General features: G+C 33.3%; 17 protein-coding genes. 7 read left to right on the top strand and 10 right to left on the bottom strand.

What is annotated here, in order from left to right; translation table 11 throughout:
* Window positions 1-51 precede the first annotated feature (51 nt).
* From R2782_RS03975 to R2782_RS03960, 4 genes are all read right to left on the bottom strand, one after another.
* Window positions 52-978, bottom strand: a complete 927-nt coding sequence (locus R2782_RS03975) for a PfkB family carbohydrate kinase (RefSeq protein ID WP_371266776.1) — start codon at window positions 976-978, stop codon at window positions 52-54.
* Between the two features lie 107 nt (window positions 979-1,085).
* Window positions 1,086-1,607, bottom strand: a complete 522-nt coding sequence (locus R2782_RS03970) for a hypothetical protein (protein ID WP_371266775.1) — start codon at window positions 1,605-1,607, stop codon at window positions 1,086-1,088.
* Between the two features lie 42 nt (window positions 1,608-1,649).
* Entirely contained in the window at window positions 1,650-2,129 is a 480-nt protein-coding gene (gene rnhA / locus R2782_RS03965) for a ribonuclease HI (RefSeq protein WP_371266774.1), read from the bottom strand.
* Between the two features lie 31 nt (window positions 2,130-2,160).
* Complete coding sequence (locus R2782_RS03960) at window positions 2,161-2,718, bottom strand: phosphoribosylglycinamide formyltransferase (RefSeq protein ID WP_371266773.1); 558 nt, start codon at window positions 2,716-2,718, stop codon at window positions 2,161-2,163.
* Window positions 2,719-2,893: 175 nt separating this feature from the next.
* Here R2782_RS03960 and R2782_RS03955 point away from each other — a divergent pair, with 175 nt between their 5' ends.
* The 6 genes from R2782_RS03955 (at window position 2,894) to R2782_RS03930 (ending at window position 8,383) form a co-directional block, all read left to right on the top strand.
* A complete protein-coding gene (locus R2782_RS03955; RefSeq protein WP_007137004.1) occupies window positions 2,894-3,130 on the top strand; it encodes an acyl carrier protein in 237 nt (78 codons plus the stop codon).
* A gap of 174 nt (window positions 3,131-3,304) precedes the next feature.
* Complete coding sequence (gene fabF, locus R2782_RS03950; RefSeq protein WP_371266772.1) at window positions 3,305-4,558, top strand: beta-ketoacyl-ACP synthase II; 1,254 nt, start codon at window positions 3,305-3,307, stop codon at window positions 4,556-4,558.
* Between the two features lie 6 nt (window positions 4,559-4,564).
* Window positions 4,565-5,311 (top strand): ribonuclease III, encoded by a 747-nt coding sequence (gene rnc, locus R2782_RS03945; RefSeq protein WP_371266771.1) that lies wholly within the window; start codon window positions 4,565-4,567, stop codon window positions 5,309-5,311.
* 110 nt (window positions 5,312-5,421) lie between these two features.
* The gene (locus tag R2782_RS03940) at window positions 5,422-5,907 is read left to right on the top strand and encodes an IPExxxVDY family protein (RefSeq protein ID WP_371266770.1); all 486 of its coding nucleotides are present in this window, start codon (window positions 5,422-5,424) and stop codon (window positions 5,905-5,907) included.
* A gap of 6 nt (window positions 5,908-5,913) precedes the next feature.
* Window positions 5,914-7,344 (top strand): pyruvate kinase, encoded by a 1,431-nt coding sequence (gene pyk / locus R2782_RS03935; RefSeq protein WP_371266769.1) that lies wholly within the window; start codon window positions 5,914-5,916, stop codon window positions 7,342-7,344.
* A 148-nt stretch (window positions 7,345-7,492) separates the two neighbouring features.
* Window positions 7,493-8,383, top strand: a complete 891-nt coding sequence (locus R2782_RS03930) for a T9SS type A sorting domain-containing protein (protein ID WP_371266768.1) — start codon at window positions 7,493-7,495, stop codon at window positions 8,381-8,383.
* A gap of 103 nt (window positions 8,384-8,486) precedes the next feature.
* Here R2782_RS03930 and hemE read toward each other — a convergent pair whose 3' ends face one another.
* From hemE to hemA, 6 genes are all read right to left on the bottom strand, one after another.
* A complete protein-coding gene (hemE, locus tag R2782_RS03925) occupies window positions 8,487-9,512 on the bottom strand; it encodes a uroporphyrinogen decarboxylase (RefSeq protein WP_371266767.1) in 1,026 nt (341 codons plus the stop codon).
* A 16-nt stretch (window positions 9,513-9,528) separates the two neighbouring features.
* Entirely contained in the window at window positions 9,529-10,134 is a 606-nt protein-coding gene (locus R2782_RS03920) for a uroporphyrinogen-III synthase (protein ID WP_371266766.1), read from the bottom strand.
* A 61-nt stretch (window positions 10,135-10,195) separates the two neighbouring features.
* Window positions 10,196-10,885 (bottom strand): TrkA family potassium uptake protein, encoded by a 690-nt coding sequence (locus R2782_RS03915; protein WP_371266765.1) that lies wholly within the window; start codon window positions 10,883-10,885, stop codon window positions 10,196-10,198.
* Window positions 10,886-10,896: 11 nt separating this feature from the next.
* Window positions 10,897-12,639, bottom strand: a complete 1,743-nt coding sequence (locus R2782_RS03910) for a TrkH family potassium uptake protein (protein ID WP_371266764.1) — start codon at window positions 12,637-12,639, stop codon at window positions 10,897-10,899.
* A gap of 10 nt (window positions 12,640-12,649) precedes the next feature.
* Window positions 12,650-13,582, bottom strand: coding sequence for a hydroxymethylbilane synthase (gene hemC / locus R2782_RS03905; RefSeq protein WP_371266763.1), 933 nt, complete (start codon window positions 13,580-13,582; stop codon window positions 12,650-12,652).
* On the bottom strand, window positions 13,579-14,835 hold the full coding sequence (gene hemA, locus R2782_RS03900) for a glutamyl-tRNA reductase (RefSeq protein ID WP_371266762.1): 1,257 nt from the start codon (window positions 14,833-14,835) through the stop codon (window positions 13,579-13,581). The genes hemC and hemA overlap by 4 nt, the downstream gene beginning before the upstream one ends.
* A gap of 205 nt (window positions 14,836-15,040) precedes the next feature.
* Here hemA and R2782_RS03895 point away from each other — a divergent pair, with 205 nt between their 5' ends.
* A complete protein-coding gene (locus R2782_RS03895) occupies window positions 15,041-15,907 on the top strand; it encodes a helix-turn-helix domain-containing protein (protein ID WP_371266761.1) in 867 nt (288 codons plus the stop codon).
* Window positions 15,908-15,916: the final 9 nt, after the last annotated feature.

The raw sequence follows: 15,916 nt of genomic DNA, 5'->3' as shown, positions 1-15,916 counted from the left end.
TTAAAAGCTATATTTATAAAAAATGCCCCGTAATTTCGGGGCACACTTTTTTTATTCTAATTCAATGTCAAATTGTGTTAAGGCTCTAAACTGTTTCAAGCGGTCATATACTTCCTCTTTTTCCAGGTCAAGCATACGCTCGGTTCCAAATTTTTCCACACAGAACGAAGCTAAGTTGGACCCATAAATAATCGCATTTTTCATATTGCCAAACGAAATATTTTCGCTTTGAGCAATGAATCCGGAAAATCCTCCGGCAAATGTATCTCCTGCTCCTGTTGGATCAAATACTTCTTCTAAAGGTAAGGCCGGTGCAAAGAAAATTTCATTTCCGTGGAATAATAAGGCTCCGTGTTCTCCTTTTTTTATTACTACATATTTAGGTCCCATCGTATGAATCTTCGCTGCCGCTTTCACCAATGAATACTCACCGGATAATTGACGAGCTTCTTCATCGTTAATGGTGATTACATCTACGCGTTTCATCACTTCATGTAATTCCGCTAACGCACAATCCATCCAGAAATTCATTGTATCCAACACCACTAATTTTGGTTTGGAAGTCATTTGATCTAACACACTGATTTGCACCATCGGGTGTAAGTTGCCTAACATAACCACATCTGAATCTTTGTAATCGGCTGGTACTTTCGGTTGAAAATCGGCTAACACGTTTAATTCTGTAACCAACGTATCTCTTGAATTCAAATCGTTGTGGTAACGACCACTCCAGAAGAACGTTTTGCCCCCTTTTACAATTTCAATGCCGGAAATATCGATATCTCTATCGGATAATAAATCTAAATATTCTTGCGGAAAATCTTCTCCAACAACAGAAACAATCGCCGATTTTACATTAAAAAAAGATGCTGATAAGCCAATAAAAGTCGCGGCTCCGCCTAAAATTTTGTCTGTCTTCCCGAAAGGGGTTTCAATCGCATCAAAAGCAACCGTTCCTACGATGAGTAGTTTGTTCATGGATTATGGTTTGAAATAAGGTGCAAAGATAGGGTTTTTGTTTTAGGTTTGAAAGCGGAAATTGAGTATAGATTTGAATAAAATTCACGTTAAAATAAATTTAATTTTTATTTGATTTTTAATCTTTCATTTAAAATTTTTATAGTTTTTTCATATTCCAAATATTCTTCAAATAACATTTGCTTTTCATTATTATCATTTTGTCTTAAAATAAAAACAATTAATTCATCTACTTCATTCAGTTCGTCACCAAAAACAGATTCCATTTCAAATAAAACTTTATCTCTTTTTTTTATACTTAAAATGTAAGATGTACCGTCTACAAAATTAATGGGGCTGTATCGTTTCTTTTTACCATTCCTAAGAATAGTGTTGATTTTTTCTTTGAAAATTTCCAATTGTTTTTGATTGTATTTATACTTGAAAAACTTTTGTTCATTTTGACTCTTTTCTAATTCTATCACCTCACCATTTTCGTTAATTTCAAAAGAATGAATGGTTTTTGTTAACAAAATTAATACCTCTAGTCTATTAAAATTGTTTTTCTCAGATACTTTAACTTCTTTACAAGAATTTATTAAAAAAGTAGAAAACAAAAATCCAACTATTTTTATTAATGAATATTTCATAAGCTGTAAAGATTATTCCGACTTTTCAGAAACATGTCCTTTTCAAAACAACTTTCCCTCCTCCTTCTCATAAAACGCATCCACAGATAAATTTGGCAAAGAGGAAGCATACACCGCCAATTCATCACACCGTTCGTTTTGCGGATGATTGTTATGTCCTTTTATCCATTTAAAATCCACTTGATGTTGACGATACACTTTCAAGAATCGCAACCATAAATCGGGATTTTTCTTGCCGGCAAAGCCTTTCTTTTCCCATTGAAAAATCCATCTTTTTTCTACCGCATCTACCACATATTTGGAATCGGAAGTCACTAAAACAGTCGTATTTGGGTTTTTTAGTTTTTCTAAACCTACAATCACAGCCAATAATTCCATGCGGTTGTTGGTCGTGTAACGAAACCCTTCATAAAACTCTTTTTTATAGGGTGAACCCACCAATTCCATCACCACACCATAACCACCCGGTCCCGGGTTTCCCTTGGCTGCTCCGTCTGTATAGATATGGACTTCGTGTAACATGTCTATTTTAGTTGATGGGATAGGTTAGAGTTTAAAGGAGTTTATCAATCACTTTTGGAAAATATTCCTGTTCTAATTGATGCACTTTCATTGAAACTTCTTCAAAAGTAGTACAATCTATGATGGAAACAGATTTTTGAAAGATTATTCCTCCTTCATCATAGTGTTCATTCACAAAATGAATGGTGATTCCTGTTTCGGTTTCTTTATTGTCTAAAACAGCTTGATGAACATGGTTACCATACATGCCTTTTCCGCCATATTTAGGCAATAACGCAGGATGAATATTGATAGTTTTGTTAGGAAATGCTGCGATGATATGCTCAGGAAACTTGAACAAAAATCCAGCTAAAACAACTAAATCGGGTTTAAAATCATTTAATTTAGAAAGTACAACATCACCGTAAAGCTCGTCTTTATTGAAAACAACTGTTTCAATATTCAATTTTTTTGCTTTCTCTACAACTTTGGCATTAGAATTGTTTGAAAACACAGCGACTACCGATTTTGAGTTGTTATTTTTGAAATAGTGAATGATATTTTCAGCATTGGAACCCGTTCCGGAGGCAAAAATCACGATGTTCTTCATGTTTCCTGTAATTTTTATTACGCAAAAAAACGAAAAAGAAACGATAATTTATAGGGATTGAGCTTCTATTCTCAAATTAATTTTTTAAATTCGTAGTCAGAATTATTAACTAAAATGTTGTATTAAAATAAAGTTTTTTATTTTTGCCAACAATTAAACTAAAATTTAAAAGATTATGTCAGACATTGCATCAAGAGTAAAAGCGATTATCGTAGACAAATTAGGTGTTGACGAAAACGAGGTTGTAACAGAGGCAAGCTTCACAAACGATTTAGGAGCTGATTCATTAGACACTGTTGAGCTAATTATGGAATTCGAAAAAGAATTTGATATTCAAATTCCGGACGACCAAGCTGAAAACATTGCTACTGTAGGTCAAGCTATTTCTTACATTGAGGAAGCTAAAAAATAATAACTAACAACATCCCGTTCTGATGTACAGAGCGGGTGTTATTATTTTAATTAATTTTTAAATTACAGATTGTCAATCAATCGCACACATACATAAAAAAACTCCCCTGATTTTTACTATTCCATAAATTTCAGGGTTTTTTTGTTTATATTCGTACCAATAAATTTTTACAAAATGGAGTTAAAACGAGTAGTTGTGACCGGATTAGGTGCTTTAACACCTATTGGTAATAATATTCAAGAATACTGGAACGGACTCATTAACGGTAAAAGTGGAGCTGCTCCCATCACCTATTACGACACGGAAAAACACAAAACAAAGTTTGCTTGTGAAGTAAAAAATTTCAATGTGGAAGATTTTATCGATCGCAAGGAAGCTAGGCGAATGGATAAGTTTACGCAATATGCTATCGTTGCCAGTGACGAAGCCATCAAAGATGCCGGAATTACTCCCGATAATGTTGACAAATACCGCGTTGGAGTAATTTGGGGTGCCGGGATTGGCGGTTTAGAAACCTTTCAAGAAGAGGTGCTCAATTATGCGAAAGGAGATGGAACGCCTAAATTTAACCCGTTTTTTATCCCAAAAATGATTGCGGACATTGCTCCAGGACAAATTTCTATCAAAAATGGATTTATGGGGCCTAATTATACTACGGTTTCTGCTTGTGCATCTTCTGCTAATGCATTAATTGATGCATTTAACTATATTCGAATAGGTCTATGCGATGTAATTATTTCCGGTGGTTCTGAAGCTGCCGTAACCATAGCCGGAATGGGCGGATTCAACTCCATGCACGCTCTTTCTACACGAAATGAAAGTCCGGAAACAGCTTCAAGACCTTTTGATGCCACCCGAGACGGATTCGTTTTAGGCGAAGGTGCCGGTGCATTAGTATTAGAAGAATATGAGCATGCTAAAGCACGTGGAGCTAAAATTTATTGTGAAATCATGGGTGGCGGAATGTCATCTGATGCGTATCATCTTACCGCTCCTCATCCTGAGGGAATTGGTGTAATTGCTGTGATGCAAAATTGTTTACGTGATGCCCAAATGAATCCGGAAGAAATAGATCATATTAACACACACGGAACCTCAACTCCATTAGGAGACGTAGCTGAGTTAAAGGCTATTACCGCTATTTTTGGAGATCATGCTAAAACGATAAACATCAATTCTACCAAATCGATGACAGGACACCTGTTAGGAGCCGCTGGTGGTATTGAAGCAATTGCCTCTATCCTAGCTATTAAACACGGAATTATTCCGCCAACTATTAACCATTCTGTTGTAGATGAAAATATCAATCCGGAGTTAAACCTGACTTTGAATAAAGCACAAAAAAGAGAAATTAAAGTGGCCATGAGTAATACTTTTGGGTTTGGTGGCCACAATGCTTGTGTTTTGTTTAAAAAAGTGGAAGATTAATTTTCTATGAACGTTTTTAAAAAAATATTCACCAAAAATTCCCGTCCTCTCGAAGTCGGGATTTTTTTTGAATCTATTCATAAAATATTGGGATTTAAACCCATTAATATTGAATTCTACCAAAGAGCTTTCACGCACCGTTCTTCTAACAAATTAGACACAAATGGAAACCCAATAAACTATGAGCGTTTGGAATTTTTGGGTGATGCCATGTTAAGTGCTGTTATAGCCAGTCACTTATATAATGAGGTTCCTACCGGAGATGAAGGGTATCTGACCAAAATGCGTTCAAAAATTGTAAGTCGAGAGCATTTGAATGAATTGGGAAGAGACTTAAACTTAATTCAACTCGTTGATAGCAAAGTCCCATCACAGCATTTTGGAGAAAACATTCACGGTAATATTTTTGAGGCTTTAGTTGGAGCCATTTTTTTGGATAAAGGATATACTTATTGCGAAAAGTTTATTTACAAAAAAGTTATTGTTCCCTATGTAGATATTGCAAAACTAGAAGGTAAAGTCATTAGCTACAAAAGTTTGGTTATTGAATGGTGTCAAAAGGAGAAAAAGACCTTTAATTATAGCGTTTTTGACGACAATGGAAATGATGGACAACGATACTTTGGGGTAAAATTGAGTATTGATAATAAAGTTATTGCTAAAGCGAGAGCCACTTCTAAAAAAAAGGCGGAAGAAATTGCTTCCAAACGTGCTTTTTTCGCATTCCAAGAAAAAATGGACAAAAAATTATAGAAATCTCAAAAACTACATCGTTTTCGTTCATAAATTATCGTTAAGTTACTAAATCTACCGGTTTTTGTAGGCTAAAAACACTATATTTACGTCTCGTTTGAGTGAAAAGTATGGCAATTCATAAATTAAGCATTGATGATTTTGAAGAAGCTGATTATCAGCTTATTGCTATTCATACTGCTTTAGAGAATTATCGTGTTGCGTATCTTATTAATCAAAATTTGCCGATTTTACTCCATCGAAACAAAAAAGATATTTTAATTGGAACTGATAAGCAGAAATTTGGCTTCCCAAATTTTCAATTTGAAGATACTAAGAAAGGGATATATTGGACTTTGATAGAAAATAAAAAAGAAGTTTCTCTTCCCCAAAAAATTAAGACAAACAATCTATTCAATGAAGTGTCTGAATTTAGTAATCTCCTTTATTTTTTACCTGAAATAAAAACTGTTGATTTTTTTCTAAAAATTGAAGGTGACGAAAATCAAATATTGCTTAATTCCATCATTACTAAACTAAATACCATCGACCAATTTACAACCGTTTACGGTGTTTTAAAAAGTCGTATAAAATCTAAAAACAATTTAATTTTCTAAACGAATATGCCAATCAACAAAAAAACCAAAATTGTTGCCACATTAGGGCCAGCTTGCAGCACTAAAGAAGTCATAAAAAATATGATTGATGCCGGTGTTAATGTATTCCGTATCAATTTTTCGCACGCTGATTACGATGATGTGAAAGAACGTATCAACATCATACGTGGTTTGAATGAAGAATTTGGATATACCACCGCTATTTTAGCTGACTTACAAGGCCCTAAATTACGTGTAGGTGTGATGAAAGAAGATGTTGTGGTAAGTAAAGGAGACATCATCACTTTTCAAACAGCTGAAGACGCTCCCGGAACTGCCGATCGTGTATATATGAATTACAAAGAATTTCCGAGTGATGTGAATCCCGGTGAGAAAATTCTATTGGATGATGGAAAATTAATTTTTGAAGCCTTAGAAACAAATGGTTCCACAGAGGTTATTTGTAAAGTATTACAAGGCGGTCCATTGAAATCTAAAAAAGGGGTTAACCTACCCAATACAAAAGTATCTTTACCGGCTTTGACAAAAAAAGACATTAAAGATGCTTTATTTGCTATTGAAAATGAGGTAGATTGGATAGCACTTTCCTTTGTTCGAACACCAAAAGATTTAGAAGAACTACAAGATTTAATTGCCAAACATTCTTCGTATAAAATTCCAATTGTTGCCAAGATAGAGAAACCAGAAGCAGTTGAAAATATTGATAAAATTGTTGCTTTTTGTGATGGATTAATGGTTGCCAGAGGCGATTTAGGTGTTGAAGTTCCGGCTGAAGAAGTTCCTTTGATTCAAAAAAAATTAATTCACCGTGCCAAAACGGCTCGAATTCCTGTAATTGTAGCCACACAAATGATGGAAACTATGATTACCAGCCTCACCCCTACCAGAGCTGAAGTAAATGATGTGGCAAACTCTGTAATGGACGGTGCAGATGCGGTCATGCTCTCCGGTGAAACTTCGGTTGGAAATTATCCTGTAGAAGTTATAGAGACCATGTCAAAAATTATTCGCTCCGTAGAAGACAGTCCGCTTATTCAAGTTCCACATAATCCGCCCCATGTTCGTACAAAACGTTTTATAACTAAATCCATTTGTTACCATGCGGCAATTATGGCTAATGAAATTAAAGCAAAAGCCATTTCCACTCTAACAAACAGTGGTTATACTGCTTTTCAAATCTCAGCATGGCGACCAAGTGCCCATATTTTGGTATTTACGTCTAATAAGCATATATTAACGCAATTGAATTTACTGTGGGGAGTTCGTTCTTTTTACTACGATAAGTTTTCTAGTACAGATGATACTGTGGAAGATGTGAATAAATTGGCTAAAGAAAAAGGGTTTGTTGAGAAGGGTGATATGGTTATCAACTTAGCGGCTATGCCTATCGCTGAAAAAGGGATGGTAAATACCCTGCGTGTTTCTGATATTTCGTAAAAAAGGATATAAAAATAACTGTTTGCAATAGTTTAGTCTAATTTGTACTAATTTTGACAACGATGAGCTTGATCTAACATTAAGCTCATTTTTTATATATTTAAGACTACTAAGTCAACGATTGTTCTTATAATTTAAACCAATCATAATGAAAAAATTTATCAATATAAGTTTGTTTTTAAATTGTTTTTTCTTGTTGGGACAAACTTATATTCCAATGTTAGACACACAAAATGAATGGCACTTTACAACTTGCTACGAAGGTTGTATTACCGATATTTATTATACTGATGGTGATACATTAGTAAATAATAAAACCCACAAAATACTCGATGGCTACCATTACATTTCAAGGACATTTTTATTGCATGAAAATACCGCAGAAAAAAAAGTTACACTCACAAGAATAAGTCCAAACCGAATTGATGAATACTTGTTGTATGATTTTAGCCTTAACGAAGGTGATACGTTTGAAATGAAAAACCCCATTACCCCTTTTCCGGAAGAAGGTGGATTATTTGTTTTAGATTCAATTAGAAACGTTGATATTTGGGAAGGAGAAACTCGAAAACATTTTTATTTCTCTCCTCATGAAACCAATATAATAAGCTCGCAAAATGCAGTTTGGGTTGAGGGAGTCGGTTCATTATCAATGATTAATGCTCCGGGTGGATTTCCGGATATAGATAACGCAGGACTCTTAAATTGTTTCTTTAAAAACACTGAGCTTTTCTACTCTAATTTAACGCCAGAAGTAACTACTTGTATCCCAACTATTTTATCTTTATATGATAACGATAAACCCGATGTTGTGATTTATTATCCGGAAAACAATAAGTCTGTCTGTTTTATAAAAAATATCGAAAATATATATACGATTGAACTTTTTGACTTTAACGGAAGGAAACTAGCCAACTTTCAAAATCTGCATCAAAGTGAAATTAGAATTGATTTGAACTCATTTTCAAACGGAATTTATACTCTGCGGCTATTTTATGATAACGGAGAAAAACAGTTGAAAATAATAAAAAAACATTGATAATAAACTCTTTATCTTGTTCTCAAAACAGATTCACTATTTAATATGCATTATTTAAAATTTTGTAGATGAGGGAACTTGATTCTTTTACCCTGAAAATTATTTATTTCGAATACTCTTTTACCGCCTCTACAAAAGCCTTTGCATGATCAACCGGAATATTTGGTAAAATCCCGTGACCTAAATTAACAATATAGTTATCCTTACCAAATTCATCAATCATTTGATGCACCATTTTTTTGATTGTCTGTATTGGCGACAATAGTCGTGATGGGTCAAAGTTTCCTTGTAAAGTGATTTTTCCTCCTGATAAATACCTGGCATTTCGGGCAGAACAGGTCCAATCTACACCAAGAGCAGATGCTTTTGATTTAGCCATATCATTTAATGCAAACCAACAGCCTTTCCCAAACACAATTACTTTGGTATAAGGGGCTAATGCTTCTACAATCTGATTGATATAATACCACGAAAACTCTTGATAATCTACCGGCGATAACATTCCACCCCACGAATCAAAAATTTGAATGGCATTACAACCTGCCTTTACTTTTTCTTTTAAGTATAGAATTGTGGTATCTGTAATTTTTTGCAATAAGGTATGAGCTGCAATTGGGTTGGAAAAACAAAATCCTTTGGCAGTATCAAAACTTTTGGAGCCTTTTCCTTCTACAGCATAACAAAAAATCGTCCACGGTGAGCCGGCAAAACCAATCAACGGCACCTCATCATTCAACATTTCTTTGGTCAATTTCACGGCATTCATTACATATCCTAGCGTTTCATCGATATTAGGAACAATTACTTCATTTACTTGCTCCAGTGTTCGGATAGGATTCGGAATAATAGGCCCTAAATTATCTTTCAATTCTACATGAATGCCCATTGCCCTGGGAACTACTAAAATATCTGAAAACAAAATGGCTGCATCCGGTTGAACAATTCGAATCGGTTGAACGGTTATTTCTGCTGCCAATTCAGGTGTTTCACAACGGGTAAAAAAATCGTATTTGTCGCGTAAAGCTCTAAATTCGGGTAAATATCTTCCGGCTTGACGCATCATCCAAACGGGCGGACGCTCAACGGTTTCGTTATTTAAAGCTCTTAGGAAAAGATCGTTCTTTATCATGTTCTATTTTTAAAACTTATGATTTATTAAAATAATTTATACACTGAATAATTACGTTTTCAACTGTGGGTTGCTTTGCAATTATTTTATTCTTTGTCTGTAATTCCGCTTCAGTTGTTGTACCAATACAAAAACAAATTTCATTTGTAATCGTGTTTTCCTTAACATAACTTTGAACAGCCGACGGACTAAAAAACAAAATCCCATCAACTTGATTATCAATTTTATGTGGTGTTAAATAGGTTTGATACACTTCAATTTCTTCAAAAATAATATTGTTTTTTTGAAAAGCATTTGGAATCGTATCTCTTCTTAAATTTCCTGTAAAAAAAGTAAATTTTTTATCGGAATGATATTTTACACAGTATTCAACCAATTCTTCCGCATAATCAAACGATTGTTCAACTTGGAATCCGTTTTCTTCAAGTAAATGCCTTGTTTTTATTCCAACACAAAAAGAGATTTTACTTTTTAAAACAAGGTGATTTTCATTTTTCAAAATACTTAAAACCGCATTTTGACTCGTAAAAATCATATAATCAAATGTTTTTTCTAAATTGATTTTATGAAACACTATTTGAATAAAATCGGCTTCAACCAATCGAAAACCAGCGTTTAACAAAAATTGTTTTTGATTGGATTTTAGTCTCTTTGTTGATAGTATTCTAATCGATTTTTCCAACTTAATCTTGTCCCTCGCAGTAAATAGAAATGTTTTTGTTGTCACCAAAAACCACTAAAATATCATCTTCATAAATAATGGTTTCAGGAGTTGGCAATCCAATTGTTTCTTTTACGATTGTTTTTTTTCCAATTAAATTTGTTTTCTCTTTTTTGCGAATAATGGTTACCAAATTCAAATGATACTTATCAATAGCATTCAATTCTGAAAGCGTTTTCCCGTGAAATTCAGGTTTTGATTTAACTTCTGAAATGGTATAATTATTATCTAATTGATAATTTTCTAAGGTAGTTTTAAAGTTGATTTGCTTGGTTAATCGATCCGCACTCTCTTGTTCCGGATGTATTATGCTATAAATTCCCATTGCTTCCAAAACGGTATCGTGAATAGGAGACAACGCACGGCTTATGATTTTTACATTTGATAATTTTTTGATAATGGCAGTCGTAATAATGGCTGCTCCTTCATTTTCTCCAATGGCCACCACAATTTTATCGGCATCTTTCAACGGCAAGGATTCATAAGCCAATTCATTTGTAGAATCCATACAAATGGCGTGTGAAATTTTATCTTTGATTAAATTTACTTTATCCATTTGTTTGTCTACTCCTATTACCTCATTTCCGGTTTCTGTCAGACTTAATGCCAATGACATTCCAAAATTTCCCAATCCAAAAATGATTATTTTCATTTTTATCTAATTTAGTTAATTAAAATATTTTCTTTAGGAAACTCATAAAACTGATGATTGATTTGTCTAAGCATTCCAATCATTAAGTTGAGCATTCCAATTCTTCCAATGAACATGGTTAAAATCAACACATATTTACTAGGTTCTGATAACGTAGGCGTAAAGTTTAACGATAATCCTACCGTGCTGTAAGCTGAAAAGCATTCAAAAACAACAGACAATATATCTGTACCTTTCGGTTCAAATATCAACAAGGCCAAAATAGCAAATCCAATTACGATTAATGAAATACATAAAATAGCAAACGCCCTTGAGGTTGATTCGCTTGAAATTCTTCTGCCTAAAATTTGGATTCTCGATTTCCCTTTAGCAATACTAAATATGTTTAGCGTTGCTAAAGCAAATGTACTCGTTTTGATTCCACCACCGGTTGAAGCAGGTGAGGCACCAATCCACATCAAAAAAATTATAAACAATAAGGTTGGCACAGATAATTCTGTAAAATCAATTGTGTTAAAACCTGCTGTTCTGGGCGTAACAGTATTAAACGCTGTTGCAGTAATTTTTCCAAAACCTGTTGAATGTAAATTTATAGTGTTGTTGTACTCAGATATCCAAAGAAAAATAAACCCTCCTAACAATAAAGCTCCTGTTGTATATAACACTATTTTAGAATTCAATGTCATGATACTCACTTGTTTGTGTATTCTTTTACGATCAAAGAATTCCAATACATATGTCTTTAAGTATTGATAAAAGTTAAAAATAATATTGTAACCTAATCCCCCAAATACAATCATTACAATTAAAATCCATTGCATAAAATAATTAAACTGAAGATGACTTTCACTCAATCCGGCAGACATTGTGGAAAACCCGGCATTACAAAATGCTGAAATAGAATGAAATACCGAAAAGAAAACTTTGTCAGTAATATGAGGATTTTCTAAAATAGACGAATAAATAAAAATTGCTCCAATTAATTCCACACTTATTGTAAAAATTACAATGTTTAGAGCTGTCTTTAAAACATCTTTTATAGTGTCTTGGGCAATAAAATCTCTAACGTTTAATCCTTCTTTGAAAGAAGAACTACCTCTGAAAAAGAAAGCAAAAAACGATGTAAACGTTAGAATACCCAAACCGCCTATTTGTATCAAACTAATTATTATAGTTTGTCCAATTGTTGTAAAATCTGTTGCAGTATCCAAAACAATTAAACCTGTAACGCATACGGCACTTGTTGAGGTAAAAAGGGCGTCAGTAAACGAAATTCCATTTGTGGTTGCATTTGGAAGCATCAATAAAAAAGAGCCCAAAATGATAATTGCAAAAAAACTGCCAACAAACACAATAGCCGGATTGTAATATACTTCATACACATACCGAACTAAAATCATTAATCGAATGATAAAATAAAAAATTAATCCCGATTCTAAAATTGGACGAATTTTTCGTAAAACATCAAGATAGTGTAAATCAATATTGGTTAATGATATTATCAACGAAACAAATAACAAGACACCAATAATAATTGAATTAACTAAAGCAACTTTTTTTCTTCCTTTAGATTTATAATAAAAATATTTGAAAATATTAAATGCAAATAATGCAATAGCAATAAGCACTAAACCAATAAACTTTGGGGTATGATATTCTTCGTGAATACTATAACCAAAATCAAAAACGATGTAGGTTAATACAATAAGATCAAAAAATCGATAAATTATCTTGAATATTGAATCTTTTTCCATACAGCAACCTTTAGTGCTTTTGGTTTAATGATGTTTTAATACTTTTCATTAATTCAAAACCACCATTTTCTAAAATTTCAGTTGCACAAAGTTCGCCAAAATTTTGATATAAATTAATTTTTACCGTTTTTTCTATTTCTAATTTGTGTTTTCCATCCAATGACAAAAGGACTCCTTTTAACGTAATTAAATTTTCATTTATTTCAGCTAAAGCTCCAATTGGTGCAGTACACCCTCCTTCTAAGGTTTTTAAAAATTGTCGCTCAACAAACGTACAGATTTCGGTTTCATTGTGGTTCAATTGTGCGAGTGCATTTCTTGAAAACATATCATTTTCGATTGCAACCACCATCATTGCACCTTGTGCCGGGGCGGGAATCATCCAATCTAAATTAAGAAATTTTTCAGGTTTCAGATTGATTCTTTCCAATCCGGCTGCGGCAAAAACAGCCCCATCCCAATCATTATCATGTAATTTTTGCATTCTGGTGTTTATATTTCCTCTCAAATCAACTACCTTATGTGTTGGAAACTTGTTTAACCATTGTGCCTTTCTTCTCAAACTTCCTGTGGCAATAGTGGCATTGGTATCATTTTTCTCCAAAAAAGATAATTTTCCTTTGTGAATCAAAATATCAACCGGAGAAGCTCGTTCTAAAACAGCTACTTGTACAATCCCTTTGGGCAAAGCGGTTGGAACGTCTTTCATAGAATGTACTGCAATATCTACTTCACCTTTCAGCATGGCAACATCAAGCGTTTTGGTAAAAATTCCGGTAATTCCGAGTTCATAAAGTGGTTTGTCTAAAATAATATCACCGGTAGATTTAACGGGAATTATTTCAGTTAGATACCCTAGTTCGTTTAATTTTTTTTCAACAGTAGTCGCTTGCCATAGTGCTAATTCGCTGTCGCGGGTTCCGATTTTGATGATTTTACTCATTTAACGGTGGTTTCTATTTGAAATATTTTTTCAATCCATTCGATACTATCGTCTACCATTGAATTGTCGTTCTTTAAATGATTGGCAAAATGAGTGGTAATTTTTTGAATGATTCTATTGCTTATAAGTTCAGCTTGTTCTTGGTCAAAATTAGCTATTTTTTTGCGTTGAAAATCTAATTCACCTTCTTTAATTGCATTTAATTTTTCTTTCAAGGCATGAATAGTGGGTGCAAACTTTCTGGCTCTCATCCACGCGTTAAATTCTTCTTTTATTTCTTCGATGATGGATTCCGCAAAAGGCACTTGCTCTTTTCGTTTTTCCAAAGTTTCATCCGTTATTTGAGAGAGAAAATCCATGTGAACCAATGAAACACCTTCTATTTGCTTTACATTTTCATTCACATTTTTAGGAATGGATAAATCTAAAATCAATAAAGGTTTTTTTAAATTCAATAAATTCTTGTCGATGGTTGGATTTTGAGCACCTGTTGCCACAACCAAAATATCCGCTTTGTGAATTTCTTCTGGCAGATTAATATAATCTTTTACAATTAAATTGAACTTTCCGGCAATTATCTCAGCTTTGGTTTTGGTTCGATTGATTAAGGTAATATTTTTGTGTTTGGTGTGTTTTACTAAGTTTTCACAAGTATTTCTGCCAATTTTTCCCGTACCAAATAACAATATGTTTTTATTTTCTAAATCATCAACTGTATTAAAAATATAGTTTACGGCTGCAAAGGCAACGGAAGTAGCTCCGCTACACAATTCGGTTTCGTTCTTTACTCTTTTGCTGGCTTGAATCACAGCATTTACCAAACGCTCTAAAAAAGCATTGGCTAAATTGGCTTTTTTACTTTCTACAAAACTATTTCTAATTTGGCTAATGATTTCAAAATCACCCAAAATCTGACTGTCTAAACCGGTTCCTACTCGAAATAAGAACGTAATAGCTTCTTGGTTTTTGTATATATATGCAATTTTTTGAAACTCTTCAACAGTTCCTTGACTGTTGTCGCACAATAACTTGATGAGTTGAAAAGGATGCTCTGCAAAACCATATATCTCAGTTCGGTTGCAAGTGGACACTACAAACAAACTGTCTAAACCCTCTAATTTGGCTTGCTCCAATAGCTTAGTTTTAGCTATTTCGTCTAAGCTAAACTTTCCTCTCATGGTCGCATCTGCTTTTTTATAACTTAAGCCAATGGCATAAAAAGTGGGAAACTTTGACAGTTTTAAATGATTCATGAATGTATTTACCTAAAAACAGAACAAAATTATAGTTAAGCTTTTCAAAAAAATAACGCTCAAAGTTCTTTTTATATCGTTTAAAGAATTATTTTTGTGTTAGTTTATAATCATTCTAATTTATTGGTTAAAAAAAGGAGTTTTCTGTACTTTATTTAGATTTGTTCTAAATAAAAGAATAATCAGATTTTAAAAAAGTATCGCTATGGGTTCAAATGAAGAAATAAAAATTGAAAATGATTTCTATTTGATTCGCTTTCAAAACAATAGTACTTCAACCGAGATTTTTCAACGGCCAGTAAACAATAATTTGATTCAATTTCACTATGGATTAAAAGGAAAAGCGAAATTCATTTTTAACCAAGGAAATTATGCGTTGGATTTGAATGAAGAAAAATCGCTTTTATTTTATAATCCACAAAAAGAATTGCCTATTCATCTTGAAATTGGCCCAAACACATGGATGATATCCGTGCTAATTTCGATTAAAAAACTCCATAGCTTATTTTCAAATGAAGCGGAACATATTCCTTTTCTGAGCGATGAAAACAAAGAAAAAAAATATTACACCGAAGATGATATTAGTCCGTCTATGGCTATTGTACTCAATCAATTATTTCATTACAACCTCAACACTTCCATTCGAAACCTATATTTTAAAGGAAAAGGGTATGAATTATTAAGTCTGTATTTCAACAGAAGCGAAGACCCAAACATCGAACAATGTCCGTTTTTGATGGATGAAGAAAACATTGCCAAAATCAAAAAAGCGAAACAAATTATCATCAATAACATGGCTGAACCACCGGGGTTACAAGAACTTTCTGAAATGGTTGGCCTAACATTAAAAAAACTGAAAACCGGTTTTAAACAAGTTTATGGCGACAGTGTCTATGGCTTTTTATTTGATTACAAATTAGAATATGCCCGAAAATTATTAGACAGTGGAACCTATAACGTAAACGAAGTAGGTGTTCAAATCGGATACAGTACCGCTTCGCATTTTATTGCGGCATTTAAGAAGAAATTCGGAACAACTCCAAAAAAATATTTAATGTCGTTGTCCAACTAAAAAAGAAAT

The organism is Flavobacterium sp. (genome assembly GCF_041392085.1).
GTDB lineage: Bacteria > Bacteroidota > Bacteroidia > Flavobacteriales > Flavobacteriaceae > Flavobacterium.
Note: the sequence above shows the minus strand (reverse complement) of the source record. Positions and strands in the feature narration are given on the sequence as shown.